We start from the raw sequence: 17,829 nt of genomic DNA, 5'->3' as shown, positions 1-17,829 counted from the left end.
CCTTTCACCTTTCACCTTTCACCTTTCACCTTTCACCTTTCACCTTTCACCTTTATTACATCCGATTAACGAACCGATCAAGATCACAATCTTCTCCATAGCTCCCTTGTTATCTGCGACAAATTGCAATCCTTTTTGGACCAATGCATCACGCGCCGTTGGATTTTGATGGAAATAATTAACATTAGACAGGATTTCCGCTTCGTTGAAACATTGAACCGCAGCCTCAACGGCTAACACATTGGATTGAATCTCTCTGAAATTATCCATGTAAGGCCCGAACATCACCGGAACTCCAAGTGCCGCCGGCTCTAAAATATTATGCCCTCCGACCGGCACCATACTACCGCCGACAAAAGCCAAATCGGCAGCGGCATAAAACAACTTCAATTCGCCCATGCTATCTAATAAGAATACGTCGGTTTCATCCGCACATTTCAATCCGGACGAACGGGTTATCGGCTTTAAATCATTGCTGACAATCAGACGCTCGACTTCGGAAAACCTTTCAGGGTGACGAGGGACGAGCAATAGGAGCAACTCAGGTATAGAGGCTTTGAGCTTCGGATAAAGACTTAAAATAATCGCTTCTTCGTTCTTATGCGTACTGGCGATAATCCAAACAAAGCGCCCGGCGAAGTATTCCTGCTTTAGTTGCTTACCTCGGTCCAGGAATTGCGGATCGAAATCGATATCGAATTTCAAATTACCAACCGATTGTATACGCTCTCGTTCCGCACCGATCGACACGAATCGTTCGGCATCCTCCTTTGTTTGAGCGGCAATTTGACTAACGCAAGCAAGTGCCGGTTTAATCAGGCTCGGAATTTTGGCGTAACCGCGCGCGGATTTATCGGACAACCGAGCATTGACAATACATATTGGAACACCCTTTGCCTCGCAGGCTGCAAATAGATTGGGCCAAATTTCGGTCTCCATAATGACCCCAATCTCGGGGCTGAATGCAGCAATAAACCGCGCGACCGAACCGGGCGTATCGTAAGGAAGGTAAACATGAGCGACGGAATCAGCCAAAACAGCTTGGACACGCGCGGATCCGGTCGGTGTGGTTGTGGTTATCAGAAACTTTTTTGCAGGATAATCTTGCTGAAGGCGCTTAATTAACGGAAAAGCCGCCTCGGCCTCACCGACCGATACGGCATGAAACCAAATAAACGGACCTTCGAAATTGCGCCGATACAGCCCAAGCCTCTCCCAATATCGATTACGGTATTCGGGCGCCTTGATACTCCGCCAAAGCAATCGCCCAAAAATCAGCGGCAATAAAAAATAAAAAACGGCGGAATAAATAATTCGCACGATGTTTAGCCTTAACATTCCGAAAAAAAGGGGGCACTAGTCGCTGAATAGATCGCCACACGGATCGCTCGAATTTTACCGATAATGATGATCCTAAGCTCGGCAATTTAACCATGAAGCTCATGAAGTACTTCAGGAAATCACCTAATCATTGTCGTTATATCTTTCGCACTTCAAATTTCGGTAGTGTCGGAACAGACCCCGGGTACTCGGTCCCACACCTAACGCTAGGTGTGGGACCAGCATGGAGCTGGGATAGAGCCGGCATGGACGTATTTACCCAGCACCTAAATTCCATAGCCCATTGACCATGGTTAATTGTTTTAAATAATTTAGGATGGGGTTTTCAGCGTCCTTTGACGGGCACCCTGGAGCCGAATTTTCATCTACGGGTATAACCTAGTGGGTGAACGAAGGTTCTATACAAACGCATAAGAAGTTATTGAATTAACTTCTTATCTTCATGGTGAAACTTTTTATCCAGGATGATGAGAGCTTTACTTAAGCCGCAAAAATTTCCAATTATCATTTTTCAGCCGGTTATCATGTAATATTTTCTACCTGGCGCGCCACTTCACCGGATGCCAAGTCGAGAGCGCATTTGTAGCATTCAAGCGCCGAATTTTTATCGCCTTTTTCGGTCAATAAGTCTGCTAACAATTGATAAGCCGAAACCGAAGGTTCCAAGGCAATACTTTTTTCCAAATATTGCCCAGCCTTATCCGTTTCTTTACAACGTTTACTGATTTTACCGAGTACCCTCAACAAAACTGCATTATCGGGATAGGCCTTAAGCCAACCTTCTGCGGTTTTAAGCTGCCTTTGAGGTTCGTTGGATTGAACGCTCCCGAACAATACCAACAACGTTTCGTCCCAATCCTCGGAAATCGAGCGTGCTAGTTCGTCCTCTATTTTGGCGCCCGCACCAACATCGATCATACCAGCAAAATAAATCGCGGGAATCCCTTGTATACGCTTAATATAATCAGGCACCTCCTGCCAGACTTCTTGAATCTTGGTATAATCGCCGTTTTCCGCCGCCTGCCTCAACAAGCCGCTAAAAACCTCGGCTTCCAGCAGTTTGATTTCGGTTTCCATCAACACTTTACTTTTATTCATCGACGGAATAATTTTACGTATCGCATCCCAGTCCCCTAATTGGCGATATGTCTGATGCAACAGCTTCAAAACACTGGCATGAGCGGGATTGATTGAGTGTAGTTTTTTCAGCGTGTCGAGCGCTTGATCGAACTGCTGCTCCGACAAATGCATTTCCGCCTGGGTCAAACCAACCGCAATATCGGCGCCCGGCGATCGCTCCGCGGCAATTCTTAAATATTCATCGCGCTTTTCAACAGCTCCGCGCGACTGAGCGGCGCGTGCCGCAGTTAAATAATGAATCAATGGCGCGCCACTATGCGATGCATGTTTGATCAGAATTTTTTCGGCTTTTTCCCAATTTCCTTCCGCCGAATCCACTAAGCCTGCGATTAAAGCTTCTTGAGATCGGTTGTATTTGACGCTTTGACCATGAGATTTAACCTTGCCGGGCAGCCGAAGCAACCAGCCCAACAGGCGAAAAAACATATAGAACAGAAAAAAGGCAATGACTAACGTTACACCTAACGCCACCAAAGACGTTTCCAAGGACCAATGGCCTATACCAATCAAGACATAGCCCGGATCGTCGTAGCGAGAAAACCAACTGTGTATCCCAAAAGCGACCGCGATGGCGATAAACAGCGAGCCCAGAAAAAAAATAATATTTTTCATAATGTACCCGTTGTTATATTCAGGATGGCTCAGGAGCCGACAAAGCCTTATCGGTTTCGATTCTTAGTTTGGTGATATCGCGTAGCATTTTTAGTGAATGACTGATATCGGGATATTGACTATGTAAACTAATCGCTTCGAGCTTATCCAATTCGGCCACGAAGTTTCTGGCGATCGAATTACTTGTAAAATTTTCGGCAACCCATTCCTTTGCATCGGCAATACTGGCCTTGTATAAAACTTCGTTTTGCTGCACCAAACCGATTTTTATCATTTCTAATTTGACACGCAATTGTTGGCGAGTGAACTGCGCTTCCTCCGGCGTAATAATTTCAGTGATAGGCTGGTCGGTATGCCTCACCGTTACCACTCCTTGCAAACTTTTTAACGCTTTCGACAGAAGGTCGTGCTCTTCATCGGTATGCTGAGCATGATCGTGTATTTCTTCAGACGGCGTCAGAGGCTTACCTGAATAAGGTTTAATCAACGACAACTTACCGATTTCGGTCTCTAATGTTCTGATTGACGAATAAACCCCGACAATATCGAGCAGTTGCACCTTACCTAATTCGGCAATTTCTTTGGCAATTTGTTCGCGTACTTTATAGGCGGCCGCATCGCCGCTTTCACGCAAACGTTGATCCGCCGCTTGCAACGCTTCACGAGCAGTCTCGACATCGCCGGTCAACTGCAGGCGCTGATTTGCGACGCTAAGCAAATACTCGGCATCGGCGATTAACCAATCGCCACGCGTTTTACCCAATTGGCGCTGAACCTGTTGAATTCGAGTATTCAAATCGGTACGTATCGCTTCCAATTTTTCGGACTGCAGTTGAGAAAACTCGGTTAAGGATTCGTTAATCAACCTATCTTTCGCTTTCAAATCTGATTCGATCGTCGTCAAATGCGATTGAATCGCGGCAATTTGCGTTTGGTAGCCGCTGATTTGCTTAGTCAACTCGAATAATTGCATATCTCCTTTAGAGACTTCACCGCCAAGCGTCTCCTGCTGCTGTCTTAACTGAGCAAATAAAAACAAGCCTATGCCAACGATCGATAGGATAACCAAAAAAACAATCACCGCCAGCCAAAATCCGCTTCGGGATCGGTGCACTTTTTCGCTGCTATTCGCCGTTTTCGTATCCGTTTCAGCTTCCGCTTCCCGCTCTTGATTTTCAGTCACTTCGGCCACACTATTCCCCATTGCACACAGTAGTTACTTTTTGAACAATCGCTTCGTCATCCGGACCGGAGGCTAAAGCGATTCTTTTAAAGCCGATATCCTCGGCAAGACATTTCATTCTTTCGCTGATAACGACCAACGGGACGGACATCAATTCCGGCTTTGCGTAAGAACTTAACATATCCACAAGATTGCGCAATGCTTCACCGCTACTTACCGTGATCAGGCTAAGTTCTCCGCGTTTTAACAAATCGACCACCGGCTGAACATCGGATTGCGGTCGAATTCTTTGATAGACCTCCCAATATTCAACGGCCGCACCTCTTTCGCGCAAAGTATCGGCAAGTTTTTCCCGACCGCCTTCGCCCCTGACTATTAAAAAGGAGCGTCCCTCAACCCCATGAAAATAAGGCAGTGTCAATAAAGCTTCGCTATCGAATCCGGCCTCAGGCACCCAATCCACGACGAGTCCTGCAGACTCCAAAGCTCTGGCCGTGGCTTTTCCAACCGAGGCGATTTTACACTGTTTAAATGGAGTTATTTTGCCATTATTCGCTTGCAGCGCAAAATTTACCGCATTAGCGCTAACAAAGATTAAACAATCGAAATATTGCAGCTTTTCCAACATTTCAAATTCGTTAGTCGAGCGAGGCCGCGGAACAATTTCGAGTACCGGAAAGGGTACGGCTTGCCAACCACGACTTTCGATCATTCGAGTCAAATTGTGCGCCTGATGAACCGGGCGAGTCACCAGCACTAAAAACGGCTTTGCATTCGTCATTAATCTAAAACAAAGCTTGCAAAATTTTATCGGCGCCGTTAGCCAATAACTCTTCGGCAATAGACACACCTATCTGCTCGGCCTGTTCGGCCGACCCGCTTCGTTCGGCGCGATATATCACACTACCGTCCGGATCGCCGACCAAGCCTCGCATGTAAAGAATATCCGATTGCAAGGTCGCAAAACCGGCTATCGGGACTTGGCAACCGCCTTTTAATCGAGCATTCATCGCACGCTCGGCAGATACACAAATATGGGTTTCCGGATCATGCAGCCGACTCAATAATTCATTGATAACCGTATCGTCGCTTCGGCATTCGATCCCGATCGCGCCTTGCCCGATGGCCGGCAGACTTTCGCTAGGATCGAGCCGCGCGGCGATTCTATGCTGCATACCTAAGCGAATCAGCCCGGCCGAGGCAAGAATGATCGCATCGAATTCGCCCGCATCGAGCTTGGCCAAACGGGTATTGACATTACCTCTTAATGTCAATATTTCGGCATTGGGAAATTTTTCCTTGATTTGACATTGTCTGCGCAAGCTGCAAGTCCCTATTCTAGGTTGTTCGGGCAGCTCGCTCAGCGAAGCATAGTGATTAGACACAAAGGCATCGGTAGGATCTTCACGCTGTAAAATCACCGACAAATGCAAGCCATCCGGAAATTCCACCGGCACATCCTTCATTGAATGCACGGCAATATCGGCCCTGCCGTCCAACATCCCCTGCTCCAACTCCTTGACGAATAAGCCTTTGCCGCCAACCTTAGCCAATGGTGCATCCAACAATTTGTCGCCTTTCGTGGTCATCGTGACCAATTCGGTTTCGAGCCCAGGAAAAGCCCGCTTCAACCGATCGGCGACATGTTCGGCCTGCCATAAAGCCAAAGGGCTCTTGCGAGTTGCGATACGAATGATTTGATTTGCCAAAACAACACCCAATATTCAACTAAAAATGCATATTGTAACCTGTCCGACAAGTACAATCCTTAGCGAGTTTCATTTTCGGCAAACAAAGCCTTGAACGGCCTAAAAAACTCACTTTACTTCTAGGCACTTACAGAACTCATGCCCTATTGAAAACTTTTTCTTCACAGATACGCAAACGGGGCGAATCAACAATTTTCAGAACAAAGAATGCCTGCGCATCGCATATAATGAGCTATTTACAATTTCAGCACCGAGACTTATGACCAACGTTAACTCCGAAAAACTTTCCAGCGCCCGATTTGCCGAGGCCACCGACGCCTTTGTAGAAATCTTTACCGCTTCGGTCGACTTCGACAAACGCATGGCCCAGCAAGACATTCAAGGCTCGATAGCTCACGCAACAATGCTGGGCAAAATCGGCATCCTCACCGAAAACGAACGCGATGCGATCATCGACGGCCTCCAAAAAATCGGCATCGAAATCGAGCAAGGTCAATTTAATTGGTCCGTCAAACAAGAAGACGTTCATATGAACATCGAAGCTCGCCTGACCGATATGATCGGCATTGCCGGCAAAAAGCTGCATACCGGACGCTCCCGCAACGATCAGGTCGCGACAGACATTAGGCTTTATTTGCGCGATGAAATCAAGCGTATCCGCGCCGAACTGACTCGTTTGCAAAATGCCATTTTGAACCTCGCCGAACGCGAAGCGGACACGATCATGCCCGGTTTTACCCATTTGCAGGTCGCGCAACCAATCACTTTCGGACATCATCTGATGGCTTGGTTCGAAATGCTCAAGCGCGATAACGAACGCTTAGCCGACTGCCTAAAACGAATCAATATTATGCCGCTGGGAGCCGCGGCACTGGCTGGTACCAGCTATCCGATCGACCGACACATGACTGCACAACTGTTGCAATTTTCCGAACCGTCGGCCAATTCGCTGGATTCGGTTAGCGACCGCGATTTCGCAATCGAATTTTGTGCCGCCGGCAGTTTGATTATGATGCATCTCTCGCGCTTCTCAGAGGAACTGGTATTGTGGTCCAGCGCCCAATTCGATTTCATCGATATTCCTGATGCTTTCTGCACCGGCTCATCTATCATGCCGCAAAAGAAAAACCCCGATGTTCCGGAATTGGTCCGCGGCAAGTCAGGACGCGTCACAGGACATTTGATGTCGCTATTGATGCTGATGAAAAGCCAACCGCTCGCCTATAATAAGGACAATCAAGAAGACAAAGAGCCGTTGTTCGATACTGCCGATACCCTCATCAATTGCCTGCGCGCATTCGCGGACATGGTACCCCGCTTAAGCGCAAAAAAAGACAACATGTACCGCGCCGCGAAACAAGGTTTCGCGACTGCGACCGATTTGGCCGATTACCTCGTCCGCAAAGGCCTGGCCTTTCGAGATGCGCATGAAATTGTCGGCCGAGCCGTGCGGCTCGGCGTCGAAACTGAACGCGACTTGTCCGAGCTAACGCTTACGGAATTGCAACAGTTTTCCGACTGCATTGATGAAGACGTCTTTAACGTATTAACGTTAGAAGGCTCGGTCGCCGCCCGAAAGCATATCGGCGGAACCGCACCGGACACCGTTAGAGAGGCCATTAACAAAGCGAGAGCCGAACTTGCAGGCAATGCGTGAATGGTGAATGGTGAATGGTGAATGGTGAATGGTGAATGGTGAATGGTGAATGGAAAAGCATAGCCGAAAGATCAAGGCAAGCCACTGATCTTTATGTCTATCGCATTTCAAATTGAGGCATTAGGACATGGCTACGCAGGGGTGTTAGATCGATTTTGCTCCTCGGCAACTGCTGAGCTACAGGGATGTAATGAATGCAGAAAATACATTACGCCAAGGATGGCGGTATTAGAGCAATGCAGGAGCAATTGCCGAGGAGCATTTTTCGCTGCCCTGTATCAGACTAGTTGTCGCCTAATGCGCCTTCTATTGTTGTCTTACTACATGCCATCCATGGCGTAATGCAAAATCAATATTCGCCCCGGACCGAAATTTGACTATCAAAGGGTATAACCTAAAGTTATAACAGTACGAAACCTTTCACGTAACGGCAGCTTCCGCGCCTCAAAAATCCCACAAATTTTGTCGCACGGCTAAATAGAAGACAACAATATGCCTGTCAATCGCTAACCATTCACGACAACATGGTTGAAAAAAAACATCTCACACCGATTCGCCTTGGTTCGCCCGGAGAAGATATCAGCAAAAAAGATTTGCTAGCGATTCTCCAGCGTTTCAAAAATTTACATTTGCTTCAGCAAAAACGCATTCAAAGTTTTTTACAACCGCGTCAACGAGTCTTTTTAGAATTACTTCCCTTGCTCTTTCATCAAAACGTACCGTTATTGCCCGGTTTTATTTCTTCTGAAACCCCAGCCGGCATTCTAGACTATTCACCGACACGCCAAGTTCTACTGCATGCCGCTCAATTTTCGAGAAGCTACCAATACAAAACGCGCGCCTTGACGAATCATCCAATTCTAGGCTTGTTTTTGATGGGCAGCGTCGGCAGCATTGCCTTCACAAAAACCAGCGATATGGATATTTGGCTTTGCCACGACCCGGCCTTGCCCCCTTCGGCCCTTGAAGAACTTCAGCAGAAAGCAACCGCGATCGAGGAGTGGGCTATGTCTTTGGACCTTGAGGTTCATTTTTTCCTAATCGATCATGAAAAATTTAAAAGCGGACAAGATATCCCTATTTCCGATGAAAGTAGCGGAAAGACCCAACACTATTTATTATTAGAGGAATTTTATCGTACGGCCGTCTATATCGCGGGCCGATCGCCGGCTTGGTGGCTCGTGCCTCCGCGAGAAGAGCATCATCATACCGGCTATATCAGTCATTTACTCGATAACAAATTCATCTCGGAACTGGAAGTCATCGATTTCGGCAGCCTGGAAAACGCTCCTCCCGAAGAATTCATCACCGTCACGCTCTGGCATATTTATAAAGCGATCGGGTCACCGCACAAATCGCTGCTAAAACTGATGCTGATGGAATGTTACGCAAGCGAGTATCCCAATACTCAATGGCTTTGTTCGGAAATGAAAAAAGCCGTTCACGGCGGAGAGTTCTCGCTCGAGGATCTCGACCCCTATCTATTGATTTATCAAAAACTCGAGAATTACCTTAGCTCGCCCGCTAATCGCGCACGTCTGGAACTGATAAGACATAGCCTATATATTAAAATCATGGGCTTTGCCAATACCGAACAAGATCCGCAAAAACAACTCTATCGCACCGAATTCATCAAGCATATTGCGCATCGGTGGCAATGGCCGGAAACGTTACTGCCTGAAATTAGCAGACAACAATCATGGAACATACTAAAAGCCACCCGTGAACATGACATTATTCTGCGTCATCTAGCAGGCTGTTATCGTATGATTTTAAATTTTGCCGGACAGCATGTTCAAAGTAACTTGAAAGACAATGAAGATCTGAAACTGATAGGCCGCAAACTGCATTCCTTTCTGGACAAAAAACCAGGCAAAATCGAGTTTATTACAACCCGCTCGGCACTCCAAATCAAAGAACAGGAATTATCGCTCGTAGAAACTAGCTTCGCCGATAATCAAAGCGGCTGGAGCCTATATCTTGGTCATGTTACTGCGGACAATCTTGCCGAACAAAGCCCGATAAAAAACACCTGGAGTTTAATCGAATTGCTGGCATGGATCATTGTAAACGGCCTATACCATAAAAAACTGAAACTTAACCTCGACAGTAAAACACTCTCACTCTCAACGAACGAACTCCAAACCACGACCGAACAATTGCATGACTTCATTAGCAGCAGACTCGATAAATTACACCTCGATTTGCCTAGCTATAAACAACCTAACCAATGTCAAAGCTCGCTATTGTTCATCAATATCGGAACGGAACCTGAGGGCGAGCGCAATGACGGACGCCTAGTCATGAGCGAACGCTCCGACCCTTTTAGTTATGGCAAGAGCCGTCAATCGTTTGTTCAATCGGTAAATCGGGTTTCCATTTCGAACTGGGGGGAAGTCACCGCAAGCCGCGCACTCGGACTGGACGGTTTATTCGACACCTTCACCGACATCTTCAACAATCATCGCCCTCCAATCGCAGAAAGCGATGTCAAAGTTATTTGTAATACTTCGGCACGCGCCAATAGCATTAGCCAACGAGCTCAAAGCGTATTCCAAACGTTAATCAGTTGGTTCGGCCGGCAAAATTCAAATGAATCGCCCCGCTACATCCTGGCAGGAGCAAAAGATTATTATATTTTTCAGAGAAAAAACAGAACTCTACATTATCGAAGCATTGGAACTCGTCAAGAACTGTTAAACGAATTAAGCCAAGCCCAAGGGGTTTTCAGCCCGACGCATATCGACCCTTTTTGTCTGGAAGAAAGCGAGATACCCGAATTATTAAAATTGAATAAAGCAAACACGATTCAAGTATTTCACACTGCCACGAAAACAGGTATACAGCTTTATTTACTGGACGAAAAAGGCGCACTGTTTCGCCAGCACTACCCTTCCGCAAAGATCGACGGTTTGTTGCGCCGTTATCAACATTTTCTGGATAATATTCTGAACCGATATTTCTTTGACGACAGTCTGTTAATCGAGCACTATAAAATCCGACACAATCCCAGTACCATCATAAAATATACTCCGAGTGTTCCAAACAGAATAAACTTGACTCGCGAATTGGATATTCGCGTGTCAGGAGAGCACTCGGCATCCTACACGCTTTATTGCAACGAAAAAGAGTTTTCGACACTAACTTACGGTAAGCGCGCCCTTTCAGCGGCGGCGGAATATATTCTGGAATTTAGACAATCCAATCAGCGATATCCTATTCACATCAGCGATATCGACGTACCGCTCGCAAACTTAGGCCTTGAAAACGCATCGGAATTACAAACCATTCACTTATTGAAATATAAACAAAAAATCGAAAACCGTTTAAACAGCATTTCGGGTACATAACTATTTTTTTAATGATTTGCATAAGCTTACGAACTGCGAAACTTTAAGACACCAAGCATCGACACTTTTTTAATTCATACATCACATGCAAAACGAACAACGCAAACACCCAAGAATACAGGTCAAGGAATTAAAAGCCCATGTCAGCATCGACCGAGTCAGAGAGGCTCCGATTGAAATTGACGGCGACGTTATCGACATTAGCTATACCGGCATTAAAATTCGCCTGAACTCTCCATTACCCGAAGAAAGTGAAGGTATTGTCAAAATTGTCATCGTTCTCCCCGAATCAAAAATTCCGATAACGATACACGGCGAAATCAAGCATTACTGCCCACACTTCGAATACGGCCTGCACCATGGCAACTATTCGACTGAAGAAGCCTTAGACGAATTAATGTTCGAATGCGTCAAACACGCCCAAACGAGCATCGCAATGCCGGTAATATAAAAGCTATGTTCGCGTTAATAGTTGAAGTGAATACTACACCAATCTCGAAGTAATTATTCACACCCCCTATCGTTCCAACGCTCCAGCGTGGGAACGATAATTGCCGGGGGGACTGAATAGATACACTATTACCGCATACATAGCCAATATAAACACCACCTTAGACTGTCCTAGAGGGGCATTCTAGCTAATCTCTGTGTTCCCCAGGGCAAACGCATTAAAACAATCAACATATCAATATGTTCTCCTGTTACTTAGAACGCTTAGTCAATTCGGTTTAACTTATGGTACCCCTCCCTGGGCCCCGTTAGGCCGCGCCGAGCACTGGCGATTTTGCCGAGAATAGCCCGTTAGGGGAGCGGCAGGGATGCCGCTCGTTTTCGGAGGGCTAGGGATAGCCCTTCCGAAAACCCTCGGCAAAATCGTCAGCGCGCAGGATGCAGCGGCCTCCGGGTGTCTTTTCTTTTGGATACTTTTCTTTGGACAAGCAAAGAAAAGTATCGCGGTTGTCGGTCCGCGAACCGACTACACATAAGCGTCGCGATAGCGACACAAAGCCTTATTTAGGTTTCAAACAAACTAAATCTTATAGTTAACCAGGAAAAAAGGAATATTTTAACTATTTGATTTTCTATAGTGCTTTAATGCGTTTGCCCTGCTGTGTTTCCTATTTTTATAATCTCAAAATCTCTCGAAAATTGCTGGCGCTCATAGGCTATGAAGCACCAGGGCGGGGTGCGCATCGCGCACCTTGCCACAACGCACAACCCAACGAAACGTCTCGGCTCCGAACCCGGTGCGCTATGCGCACCCTACGAAAACCGAAACCGCCCATTCATGGCGAATACCATTTCCGGGCCCGCCGCATCGAATCGAATATCACAAGACAAAACCGGAAACCGATAACCCTAAATTCGGCAGTTCATCCATGAAGCACATGAAGTTAATGAAGTATTTCAAGAGATTATCTAAACATTCCAGCTAACCTTTCGGTTGAGCGAAAGTTGTATGCAAACGAATGGCAAATCATTGAATTAACTTCTTATTCTTCATGGTGAGATGCTTTTTTAGGTTAAAGCGCCCTTGCTTTTAAAAAAGCCAACTCCGAAATCTCGGTCCAACGCGAAACTTGACTTCTGAAACCGACGACCGAATCGTACACTTTTTTGACCGCAGGATCCTTTGCGGCCATTTCAGCAATAAGCTCGTCCGAAATCTGCTTGAGTTTTTTCAACACATCGTCAGGCAAGGGCAATACCGATACATTGTGCTTGTTCATTAAAGTATCCAAGGCTTGATTATTACGTGCCGTGTATTCGCTTATCATGTCCATATTTGCAGCCTTACATGCCGTCATTACAATTTGCTGCAAATCCTTCGGCAATGCATCGAAGGCTTTTCGGTTGATAACAGCCTCGATCGTCGAGCCCGGTTCATGCCAACCTGGGTAATAATAAAACTTGGCCACCTTATGCAGACCGAAAGCCAAATCGTTATAAGGTCCGACCCACTCAGTCGCATCGATGTTATGTGACTGCAAAGCCGTGAATATTTCTCCACCCGGCAAGTTAACCGTAGTACCGCCTGCGCGCCTCAAAACTTCGCCACCCAGACCTGGAATACGCATTTTCAATCCATCCAAATCGGCTACTGATTTAATTTCCCGATTGAACCATCCGGCCATTTGCACGCCCGAATTTCCGGACGGCACAGGAATCAGACCGAAAGGCTTGTAAAGTTCTTGCCACAACTCCAAACCGCCGCCGTAATACAACCAAGCGTTCATTTCTTGAGCCGTAAATCCGAAAGGCACCGCCGAAAAAAACTGCGCCGCCTCCGACTTTCCCTTCCAATAATAAGACCCGGAATGGCCCATCTCGGCGGTTCCATTAGCAACCGCATCAAACACTTCAAAAGCGGGCACCAATTCCGAAGCCCCATAGACTTTGACGTTGATCCGACCACCGCTCATCTCTGTGATCATTTGCGCCAATAAATTAGCGCCATGCCCTAAGCCTGGAAAATTTTTCGGCCAAGCCGTAACCAACTTCCATTTAAAAACCGTGTCGGCCTTACTAATTTTAGTACCCGTCAATGTTACAGTACTTGCCGCGACCGTACTTACGCTCGCTTTTTTTATAAATTCTCTACGCTTCATATGCTATGCATCTCCGTAATTTCCGAAAAAGTCGATGATTACCCGCAATCAAAAAATTAGCTTTGAATGCGACGTGAGTTTAACGAAGATTCACAAAATCTACCGAAACTTTCCACAATAGCAACACGGTGATTTGTGTTACTGTGAAAGTTCGTAGATTTGGACTCCTTATCTAATTTTTCGATAAACGAAGCTCGGCAGATAAAATGCCGGCTCCGAAGCGGGTGCGGTTGCTCGACCGACAGGCGTCGGCGGCAGGGAAAGCCGCCGTCGAGCCTACACGGATGTATTCACGGCGTCCTGTCGGGCGAGTGACCGTACCCTGCCACTCCCTCGCACTTTCATTTGCCGGGGCGATGGCTAGCCCTTCATGAACGTTACTCTAAAGCAACGAATCCCTTTATATACCCTTTGCTAGTCAAATTTCGGCGCCGGGGTGGCCGTCAAAGGACGCCGTGAATACGTCCATGTAGGCTCTATGACAGCATCCATGCTTTCAAAGCCTTTGCCGAACACCCCGGTGCCTCCATACGCTAATGCCGAAATTTGAAGTGCGATAGGTATACATGGACGGAATATAGCTAATTTTGTTATACTTTCACGCCGTACGCTGATCGGAAACCGATTGGCGCCCACCGAAAAAATCAACCTCACATTACCGGAGAACTTATATGGCAATTAAAGTCGCAATCAACGGCTATGGTCGTATTGGACGAAATATCGTTCGTGCATTGTATGAATCTGGCCGCAACGGTGAAATCCAAGTTGTCGCAATCAACGACTTGGGCGATTCCGCTACCAATGCTCACCTCACTCAATACGATACCGCGCACGGAAAATTCCCCGGTGAAGTCGGTGTCGACGGCGATTACATGATCGTCAATGGCGACAGAATTCGTGTACTTTCCGAACGCGATCCATCCAAACTCCCTTGGGCCGAACTCGGGATCGACGTCGTCCATGAATGCACCGGTTTTTTTACCAGCAAAGCCAAAGCTTCCGCTCATATCACCGCAGGTGCGAAAAAAGTCATCATTTCTGCCCCCGGCGGCAACGACGTCGACGCCACAATCGTTTACGGCGTCAACCACGATACGTTAAAGGCTTCCGACACGATCATTTCCAATGCTTCGTGCACCACCAACTGTCTAGCGCCATTAGCAAAAGCCTTGAACGATAGCATCGGCATCAAACACGGCTTGATGACCACAATTCATGCCTACACCAACGACCAAGTATTAACCGATGTTTATCACAGCGATTTACGCCGCGCTCGTTCCGCAACACAATCGATGATACCAACCAAAACAGGTGCTGCCGCGGCTGTCGGTTTGGTTCTGCCTGAATTGGCCGGAAAACTGGACGGCTTCGCCATGCGCGTACCGACCATCAACGTTTCGGTCGTCGACCTGTGCTTTACGGCCGGAAAAGACACCAGCGTGGATGAAATCAACAGCATCCTGAAATCCGCTTCGGAAAAATCGAACGGCATCTTGGCTTATAACGACAAGCCACTGGTTTCTATCGACTTCAATCACAATCCTGCATCATCCATCTACGAATCGTCATTAACCAAAGTCACCGAAGGCAACTTCGTTAAAGTTTTGGCTTGGTACGACAACGAATGGGGCTTCTCGAATCGTATGCTGGATACCACTGTTGCCTTGTGCAACGCAAAATAAAGGGCACTAATGTTACGAAGAACCAAAATACTGGCCACTTTGGGCCCCGCAACGGATAAACCCGGGGTCCTGGAAAACTTGTTCAAAGCCGGCATCGACGTGGTTCGCATGAATTTCTCGCACGGCTCGGCGCAAGACCATATTGACCGAGCCAACAAAGTTCGCGAATTAAGCCGCAAAACCGGACGCCGCGTCGGCATATTAGGCGACCTGCAAGGCCCTAAAATACGCATAGCACGTTTCAAGGAAACGAAAGTATGGCTTGATGAAGGCCAGGATTTCGCCTTGGACATCAACTTAGGACCGAACGACGGCGATAATACCCAAGTCGGCATCACTTACGAACCGCTGGCTCGCGAAGTGCGCAACGGCAGTCGTTTACTGTTGGACGATGGACGAGTGGTATTAGACGTAGTCGATACCGACGGCAAACGCGTCAATTGCAAAGTAGTCGTCGGCGGCGACCTGTCTAACAACAAAGGCATCAATTTGATGGGTGGCGGGCTTTCCGCCGCTGCTTTGACCGAAAAAGACAAGGAAGACATCAAAACGATTGCGAAAATCGATTGCGATTATGTTGCGGTATCTTTTCCTAGATGCGCAGCGGACTTGAACGAAGCACGCGAATTGCTGCTGGCGGAAGGTTGCCATGCCGGCATCGTCGCCAAGGTGGAGCGAGCAGAAGCGATGGATGCAATGGATGAAATTATCCTGGCATCCGATGCGGTAATGGTCGCTCGTGGCGACTTGGGCGTTGAAATTGGCGACGCCAACCTTCCGGCCGCACAAAAACGACTCATCAGCCGCGCTCGCGAACTGAATCGTATTGCGATCACTGCGACGCAAATGATGGAATCGATGATCGAAAACCCGATCCCGACTCGCGCCGAAGTTTTCGACGTTGCGAATGCGGTCGTCGACGGCACCGATGCTATCATGCTATCGGCCGAAACCGCTTCCGGTAAATATCCGGTCAAAGCGGTCGAAGCCATGGTACGGGTTTGCGAAGAGACCGAAAAACAGCCGAGCGTTCGAGTTTCGAAGCATCGTATGGATACGCAATTCCAACGCATCGACGAAGCGATTGCGATGTCGGCGATGTATATGGCGAATCATACGACGATTCATGGCATAGCGGCATTGACCGAATCCGGATCGACACCGTTATGGATGTCCAGAATCAGCTCGGGAATTCCTATCTTCGCATTTAGCAGTCAGGAAAAAACTTTAGGCAAGGTAACGCTTTATCGAGGCGTATTTCCGTTCTATTTCGACAAACACTTGAAAGAACCGGATCATGCCGAAGTAAACCGTGAAATCGTCAAACAGCTAAGAAAACGCCACCAAGCGCAAAATGGGGATAAATTTATTATCACCAAAGGCGATCTGACCGGCGTTCAGGGCGGAACCAACGCATTGAAAGTGATTACCGTGGGTGAAGGCTTAACGCCTTAATAACTCACCGGCATTCCTAAACAATGCAGCAAGGGCGGGTATTATTCTCCGCCCTTTTTTATTTCCGGCGCCCGCTTGAAAGGTTAGGCGAGATCAATCCCAGGCTTTAAAGCACCTGGGTCGGGTCCACCTGCCAGCGGACACCAAATCGCAAAAATCATTTTATTTTCTTCCTTTCGGAATCAAACCTAATAGTTTGGCTACGTGTCTTTCGGTAATGAATGCCAAGAAAAACAGCTGTATAAAGTTATCGGCTTCGATTAGATCGAGACCGATCTTTTTAGGAACCAATTCCTTTCGAGTCCCAAACAATTGATCCCATATCGATAACACGATACCGTAATTACTGTCATGTTCGCTACGTAGCGCCGAATGATGAGTTCTATGTAAGGCCGGCGTAATAATAACTTTCGACAATAAATCTTCTTTATCGAAGGACAGATTCGAATGATGGAAGAAAATAAAAGACAGCTCGATCAATTCGATCGCGAGTATGACGTAAGCATCCACACCGAAAACGATGACGAACAGGCATTTCATGACGATTTCAATAAACAAATCGAATACATGAAAACGAAACCCGGTCGTTACGTTAAAGGTTTTATCGCTATGATGAATTTTATGGAAACGCCATAAAAATTCGTATTTGTGACTTGCATAATGCCATGCATAAATCGCAAGATCAAAGAGCAAAAACGACAGCACCCATTTAATCGGACCGTTAGACAATCCGCTCAATACGCCATAATTCGAAAACTGTTGAGCCACAAAAAAAAGCGAGGACGCTCTTAACGTGGTTAAAATAATATTATTGAATAAAAAAGCCGTAGTATTCGTCAGCACCGAATTTTTCGCGACTTTCCGATCGAACCGCTGGTAAGGTTTCAATCCTTCCATGAAAATTAATAACACAAAGGCTACTAGCGCCAATGACAAAAAGATTTCATTGAGCGGCAAATCTTGCTCGGTAACCGGTAAAGAACTATCCGCAACGTTCATGACGCACCTTTATAATAAAACACATACAACACCCCATATCGAAAGTCTTGCTGGATAAGCCTCTAGACGATTGCCCAAATAAATCTTAATTA

The 17,829-nt window shown here is 46.9% G+C and carries 12 protein-coding genes; 5 read left to right on the top strand and 7 right to left on the bottom strand.

The genetic code is table 11. The annotated features are described in order from the left end of the window. Positions 1-39: 39 nt before the first annotated feature. The 5 genes from waaA to hemC form a co-directional block, all read right to left on the bottom strand. Positions 40-1,320 carry a lipid IV(A) 3-deoxy-D-manno-octulosonic acid transferase gene (waaA, locus tag ACRJJO_RS16900; protein ID WP_431066818.1) on the bottom strand — a complete coding sequence of 427 codons (1,281 nt, stop codon included), beginning with the start codon at positions 1,318-1,320 and terminating at the stop codon, positions 40-42. 543 nt (positions 1,321-1,863) lie between these two features. After that, complete coding sequence (locus tag ACRJJO_RS16895) at positions 1,864-3,093, bottom strand: heme biosynthesis HemY N-terminal domain-containing protein (protein ID WP_431066817.1); 1,230 nt, start codon at positions 3,091-3,093, stop codon at positions 1,864-1,866. 19 nt (positions 3,094-3,112) lie between these two features. Next, a complete protein-coding gene (locus tag ACRJJO_RS16890) occupies positions 3,113-4,285 on the bottom strand; it encodes a uroporphyrinogen-III C-methyltransferase (protein ID WP_431066816.1) in 1,173 nt (390 codons plus the stop codon). 1 nt (position 4,286) lies between these two features. Next, a complete protein-coding gene (locus tag ACRJJO_RS16885) occupies positions 4,287-5,057 on the bottom strand; it encodes a uroporphyrinogen-III synthase (RefSeq protein WP_431066815.1) in 771 nt (256 codons plus the stop codon). Positions 5,058-5,061: 4 nt separating this feature from the next. Next, positions 5,062-5,985, bottom strand: coding sequence for a hydroxymethylbilane synthase (gene hemC / locus ACRJJO_RS16880; RefSeq protein ID WP_431066814.1), 924 nt, complete (start codon positions 5,983-5,985; stop codon positions 5,062-5,064). Between the two features lie 259 nt (positions 5,986-6,244). Here hemC and argH point away from each other — a divergent pair, with 259 nt between their 5' ends. The 3 genes from argH (at position 6,245) to ACRJJO_RS16865 (ending at position 11,443) form a co-directional block, all read left to right on the top strand. Further along, positions 6,245-7,642 carry an argininosuccinate lyase gene (argH, locus tag ACRJJO_RS16875; RefSeq protein ID WP_431066813.1) on the top strand — a complete coding sequence of 466 codons (1,398 nt, stop codon included), beginning with the start codon at positions 6,245-6,247 and terminating at the stop codon, positions 7,640-7,642. A 524-nt stretch (positions 7,643-8,166) separates the two neighbouring features. After that, a complete protein-coding gene (locus tag ACRJJO_RS16870; RefSeq protein WP_431066812.1) occupies positions 8,167-10,992 on the top strand; it encodes a class I adenylate cyclase in 2,826 nt (941 codons plus the stop codon). A gap of 85 nt (positions 10,993-11,077) precedes the next feature. After that, positions 11,078-11,443 (top strand): PilZ domain-containing protein, encoded by a 366-nt coding sequence (locus tag ACRJJO_RS16865; RefSeq protein ID WP_431066811.1) that lies wholly within the window; start codon positions 11,078-11,080, stop codon positions 11,441-11,443. A gap of 1,072 nt (positions 11,444-12,515) precedes the next feature. Here ACRJJO_RS16865 and ACRJJO_RS16860 read toward each other — a convergent pair. Then, positions 12,516-13,601 carry a TRAP transporter substrate-binding protein gene (locus ACRJJO_RS16860; protein ID WP_431066810.1) on the bottom strand — a complete coding sequence of 362 codons (1,086 nt, stop codon included), beginning with the start codon at positions 13,599-13,601 and terminating at the stop codon, positions 12,516-12,518. A 671-nt stretch (positions 13,602-14,272) separates the two neighbouring features. Here ACRJJO_RS16860 and gap point away from each other — a divergent pair. After that, positions 14,273-15,283 (top strand): type I glyceraldehyde-3-phosphate dehydrogenase, encoded by a 1,011-nt coding sequence (gene gap, locus ACRJJO_RS16855; protein WP_404360222.1) that lies wholly within the window; start codon positions 14,273-14,275, stop codon positions 15,281-15,283. Positions 15,284-15,292: 9 nt separating this feature from the next. Next, positions 15,293-16,738 carry a pyruvate kinase gene (pyk, locus tag ACRJJO_RS16850; protein WP_431066809.1) on the top strand — a complete coding sequence of 482 codons (1,446 nt, stop codon included), beginning with the start codon at positions 15,293-15,295 and terminating at the stop codon, positions 16,736-16,738. A gap of 162 nt (positions 16,739-16,900) precedes the next feature. Here pyk and ACRJJO_RS16845 read toward each other — a convergent pair whose 3' ends face one another. Then, positions 16,901-17,737 (bottom strand): sterol desaturase family protein, encoded by an 837-nt coding sequence (locus ACRJJO_RS16845; protein ID WP_404360220.1) that lies wholly within the window; start codon positions 17,735-17,737, stop codon positions 16,901-16,903. Positions 17,738-17,829: the final 92 nt, after the last annotated feature.

Source organism: Methylotuvimicrobium sp., from assembly GCF_050611805.1.
GTDB lineage: Bacteria > Pseudomonadota > Gammaproteobacteria > Methylococcales > Methylomonadaceae > Methylotuvimicrobium.
The sequence above is the reverse complement of the archived record's forward strand: the minus strand, read 5'-3'. Positions and strand labels throughout refer to the sequence as shown.